Raw genomic sequence first — 5093 nt, 5'->3', positions numbered from 1 at the left:
GCAAGGACATCCTGTCGGGCGGCGCCGGCGCGGACAAATTCGCCTTCACCGCCATCGGCGACAGCCCCGTCGGGGGAGCGTCGGCCTCCGACGCGGTCGTTGATTTCAGCCAGGCCCAAGGCGACCAGGTCGATGTGTCGGCGATCGACGCCAACACCGGTTTGGCCGGCGATCAGGCCTTCAGCTTCATCGGCACGGCGGCCTTCGGCCACCATGCCGGCGAGCTGCGCTTTGAGACCGTGTCCGGCACCACCTCGGTCACCGGCGACGTCGATGGCGACGGCACGGCGGACTTCCAGATCCGCCTGTCCGGAACCATCGTGCTGGTGGCGGGGGACTTCGTGCTCTGAGAGCCTGATCGGGAGACGGGGCGGGGGACGAGCCTCCCGCCCCGTCGTCTCAGCCGAAGAAGCCGGTGCGGTGCACCACCGCGGCCGAGACGCCGCGGACCAGGCCGTAGAGCTGCCGCATCGGCCGGAAGATGCGCTCGTTCTCGAACTGGTAGCTCTGGCTCTCGTCCGAATTGTAGGTCGCGGCCTCGCCGAAATCGGCCACGGCAATGGTGTCCTCGGTCAGCGGGAAGATCTCTTCCAGCGACGTCACCGCCGGCAGCACGTCGAGATGCAGCACGCGGGCGATCACCTGCTTCAGGGTAAGGTTGTGCCGGCTGGAGAATTCCGGGATCCGCATCGCCAGCAGGAAGATCTCCTGGATCAGGGCCAGGCGCACGGCGTGAAGCACCGCCAGCGCGTCGCGGCTGGCGCCGTCGACATGCGGCGCGTCCTCGGTCGCACCACCCTCCAGCCCCTCGCGCAGCAGGATGAAGTCCTTGTGCAGGGCGCGGAACACCCGGCTCTGCCGTTCCCACACCGGCATCGGCTCGAGATGGCCTGACAGGGCCAGCATGCGGTCGGCCAACTCGCGGTCGCCGGTGGCGGCGGCGCGGGTGATCCAGGCGCCGGGGTTGAGCGCGTCGATATAGGACTTCATCGCCGCCGGATTGCTGGCCGAGGCGCCGTAGGTGATGATCCCGACCAGCTGCCGGAACCGGTGCGAGCTGTCGTACAGCTCGCGGAACCGCTCCGGGTCCTTGGCGATGGCGGCACCGGCGCCGCCGACGCTGTTGGCCATGAGGCCGAGCTGCATCAGGATCGCATTGTGCGGGATGGCCCGCAGCTGCGACGGCATGGCGTGGTCCAGCTCGCCCGGGTCCTCATGCTGCCGCTTGGTGGCGCGGCTGCCGGACGGGAACAGCAGGTTCGGGCCCAGCGCCTGCAGCAGCACGCCATAGTCGCGGCTTTCCATCAGCCGGACCTGGAACTCCTTCACCGTGGTGAAGAACTCCCTGACATAGGACGCCTCGTCGTAGAACGGGTCGACGCGGGTGACGTCGACCGGCGCCAGGATGTGCTCGACGATGCGGGTGATGACGGCATAGGCCAGGTCGGGGTGGGCGAAGTACAGGTAGCCGTCGCCGCCCTGGAAACTGACCTCCTGCTTGAAGGCCACGCCCTGCTCGGCCATGAAGGCGCGGGTCGCCGGCGGGTCGACATAGGTCAGGCGGTCGGCGATGCCGCCGGGATGGCAGCCGCGGCCGATCGATTCCCCATGGGTGTCGAAGATCAGCAGCTGGACATCCGGCAGCCCGGCCTTGGCCACCACCCGGATCAGGCGAAGCCGCAGCCGCTCGATCGAGGCCGCGGCCGCGGTCTGGCCGAGATAGCGGCCGGCGTCGGAATAGCCGGTCTGCACGCACAGCCGGCCGCGCCGCCGGATGTAGTCGCGGTAATGCGGGTTCTCCAGCAGCTGCTCGATGATCCGGCTGCCGTTTTCGAGCGCCTTCTCGGTCTCGAACAGCGGCGAGATGTCGACCATGCCGTCGACGCCGAACAGCCGGGCGTAATACAGCGCGGTCAGGCAGGTCAGCGCGCTCTCGCTCTCGGCGATCAGGAAGCGGATCGGCGCCGAGCTGTCATTGTACTTCAGCAGCTGGGCCAGCAGCATGAACAGCCGCTTGACCGAGGTGCGCTCGGCCAGCATTGAGCCGAAATTGACCGTCACCGGCTCGACCGCGTCGAGCAGGGCGTTCAGCCGGTCGAGATAGGATTGGCGGTAGCGCGGGTCGTTCGGGTCGGACACCAGCCCGACCGCCTTGCGGATGGCGTTGTGGACCTGGGTGGCGTTGATCCGGACATGGCTGTGCGCCGCGCCCAGCCCATGCGTCGCCAGCTCGGCCCGCAGCAGGCAGAAGCGGCGCGACAGGTCGGGATCCTCGGTCCGGTCCAGCGCCCGGTCGACGATGGCGATCAGGCTGGCCGCCTCGGTCAGGCGCAGCGCCTGGCCGGCATGGATGCGCTGGCTGATGACGCGGATCTGCTCGCGCCCGGCGGCGGTGCCGGGGTCGGCGACGGCGAAGGCCGCGACCTCGTCCCGGATCTGGGCGATGGCCAGGGCGATCCGGCTCTCCAGCAGGTCGAGCGTCTCGAGCAGGTCGGCGGCGCCGCGCGGCACCGCCGCCCGGATCCCCCGGACCTCGCCCAGGTAATGGTCCAGCTGTGCTGCCTGGACCAGCAGCCGCTTGTGCAGCGTGTCGGTCCAGCGGATGTCGGACCGGCCGTCCAGGTCGTAGCCGACCCAGGTGGCCAGGGTGATCAGCCGCGGCGTCAGGCTGCGCCAATCCTCCGGATAGGCCTCGCGGGCGACGTCGAGCAGCACGCCCCAGGCGCGGCCCAGCGCGGCGCGGGCATTGGCGATGGCGTCGAGCGACAGCGCATGTTCGCGCGCCAGGCTCAGATCCGGGTCGGGCCGGTGCTCCGCCGCGCCGGCGCGGGCCAGCAGGGCGGTCCGCGCCTCATCGGTCAGGGCCTTGCCGTCGGCGGTGCGGCCGACGGCCAGCAGCGCCAGGTCGGTCATCAGCGCGCCGGACAGGCTGAAGGTCGGGTGCGCGGTGAAGACGGCGCCGAAGGCCTCGCTCTCGACCAGCCGACGGAAGTCGGCGAACGGCACCGGGGCGCCGGCGGCATCGCGCGTCAGGCCCTGGAACAGGGCCTGCAGCTTCGCGTCGTTGGCGTCGGGTACGGTCTCGCCGAGATAGCGGCCCAGCCGGGCGGCGCGATGGCTGAAGCCGTCCAGCGTCAGATGGGCGATCAGCTGTGCGATATCGGCATAGCCGAGCTTGCCGTCCGCCAGCCGCCGCGACACTTCCAGCGCCAGATGCTGGATCGGGTTGGCAAACGGGTCCTCGCGCTGCGACTTCTCATACCGCTTCAACAGCTGCGTCAGCTCGCGGGCGAGGGGCATCGTCCGATCCTCCTGGTTGGGCGAGGCTTGGCGCGTGTCCGGCATGGCGCATTCCTGGTGCGGCGGTCACGAATGCTGCAACCGCGTTACGCATCCATGTTGCGCTGCGAAGAGGTTGTCAATCGCTTTGGCGACGAATTTCCCCTCGCGAGCGACAGAACCGAAAGTCGCGCCGTGCGGCCAGGATTCAGCGATGGCTTAGAAGCCGATCAAATCCAACCGGTTGTGACGGGTTCCTGATCCGGCAAAGAAATGGCCCCGACGCGGGGGGAGCGCCGGGGCCTTTCTTCTAGCCTGGAAACCGATCCGCTCGGAGGGGAGGGAGCGTTCGGCCCGGCTGGACGGCGTATGCGATCCCATCGGAGGACCTTGGTGATGGCTGGGGGGACAAACCATCACCGCCGCCCTACTGATTTGGTGACGACCGTCGGATTGTCAAGCAATCGGGGCCAGGGAAATGCCCTGCGACGGCCCGTCGCAGCACACAGGCCTAGTGGGCGTCAAGATGGTTTCGCGCGTGGTCCCGATCGATCAGGTCGTAGCCCCGCTTCAGCGCGGCGCCGGCGCCGATGGCGCTGATGCCGAACAGGCCGAGCCCGACATGATACAGCTCCGGCGAGCGGGTCAGGACCAGCCCGACCACGGCCAGCAGGCCCAGCAGGAAGGTCACGGCGAAGCAGGATCCCGGCTGGCTTGGCAGGAAGGCGCGGGTCGGCAGGTGATCCCGGGCGTCGAAATGCTGCTTGATCAGCAGCATGACCGCCGCGATGCAGGCCAGGAACAGGGCGATGCCCAGCACGTAGAGATCATTGCTCTGCGCCCGCGCGGCGCTGACCAGGCCGAGCAGGGCGATGATGGCGGCGGCCGCCGCTGCGTTCAGGCGTCTCATGATCCGTGATCCGATCGTCTCGCGAAGTGCGGATCACTTTTAGTCCCGTCCCGCCCGGCCGCAAGAGGGACGGCGCCTGAGCGGCAAAAAACCTCTCCGGCGGGGGAGGCCTGTGCACTTGACGTGGGTTGGGTTCGCAAGAGCGAAGCCAATCGACGATGTCGGCTCGCGACGGCGACGATGGATCGTCGCGCAGTATTATCCCTCGACTCGTTGTTCCCTTTATGTTCTATTCAAGGAATGACACAAGCCGCCACCACGCCCCAGACACCCACCGCCTCACCGGCGGCGGCGGTGTTTGCGCAGGAGTGGACGCTGCTGTCGGAGATGGAAGCGCTTAGCGGCGCGTTGGCCCGGGAATTCCAGGCCAGGAGCGTCGCGGCCCTCAAGGGCAAGGACGACGCCAAGGCCGGAACCGCAACGAGCCATTTCAACGATCTGTTCCTCGGCATCCGCCGCTCCGTCGCCCTGAAGGCCAGGCTGGACAAGCAGTGCCGGCAGCAGGGTCGGGCGGCCGAAGACCGCCGCGACCGGCGGCAGGCGCGGATCGACCAGCGGCGCCGCAAGGTGGCCGAGGGCGTCTCCCGTGCCATCGCCGCGGCCACGCCGGACGCTGATGAGCGGGACGGCCTGGCCACCGACATGTGGGAAAAGCTGACCGAGGGCGACCGGATCGACACCGACCTGGCCGACACCGTGCTGCCGATCGAAGCCCTGATCCTGAGTTCTGCCGCAAGGTGGGCGTTACCGCGGTCTGGTTCGAGGCCACGAAGGCCGGGCCGGCGGAGACGAAGATCCAGTTTGAGCCCTGGCCGGAAAGCACCTATGGGCTCGGCCACTTCCGCCCGATCCCGGCCGCCGATATCGGCCTGCCCGAGGGGCAGGTCTATATGCTCAACACCGA

4 protein-coding genes are annotated in these 5093 nt (G+C 68.7%); 2 read left to right on the top strand and 2 right to left on the bottom strand.

Annotated features, from left to right (window positions below; translation table 11 throughout):
* Positions 1-350 (top strand): M10 family metallopeptidase C-terminal domain-containing protein (locus AC3XYG_RS41720; protein ID WP_489145818.1); only part of this gene is annotated, 350 nt, incomplete at its 5' end.
* Positions 351-399: 49 nt separating this feature from the next.
* On the opposite strand, the gene AC3XYG_RS41715 is transcribed toward AC3XYG_RS41720, so the two are convergent.
* Positions 400-3345, bottom strand: a complete 2946-nt coding sequence (locus AC3XYG_RS41715; protein WP_489145817.1) for a phosphoenolpyruvate carboxylase — start codon at positions 3343-3345, stop codon at positions 400-402.
* Positions 3346-3790: 445 nt separating this feature from the next.
* The gene (locus AC3XYG_RS41710; RefSeq protein WP_489145816.1) at positions 3791-4189 is read right to left on the bottom strand and encodes a hypothetical protein; all 399 of its coding nucleotides are present in this window, start codon (positions 4187-4189) and stop codon (positions 3791-3793) included.
* Between the two features lie 240 nt (positions 4190-4429).
* Here AC3XYG_RS41710 and AC3XYG_RS41705 point away from each other — a divergent pair.
* Positions 4430-5093: hypothetical protein (locus tag AC3XYG_RS41705; RefSeq protein ID WP_489145815.1), on the top strand; the 664-nt coding region annotated here is incomplete at its 3' end.

This window comes from Inquilinus sp. (assembly GCF_057815775.1).
Note: the sequence above shows the minus strand (reverse complement) of the source record. Positions and strands in the feature narration are given on the sequence as shown.

What these genes read in the sequence shown, in the direction of transcription:
- AC3XYG_RS41715 (WP_489145817.1), bottom strand. Translation starts at nt 3,345, where the DNA reads ATGCCGGACACGCGCCAAGCCTCGCCCAACCAGGAGGATCGGACGATG.
- AC3XYG_RS41710 (WP_489145816.1), bottom strand. Translation starts at nt 4,189, where the DNA reads ATGAGACGCCTGAACGCAGCGGCGGCCGCCGCCATCATCGCCCTGCTC.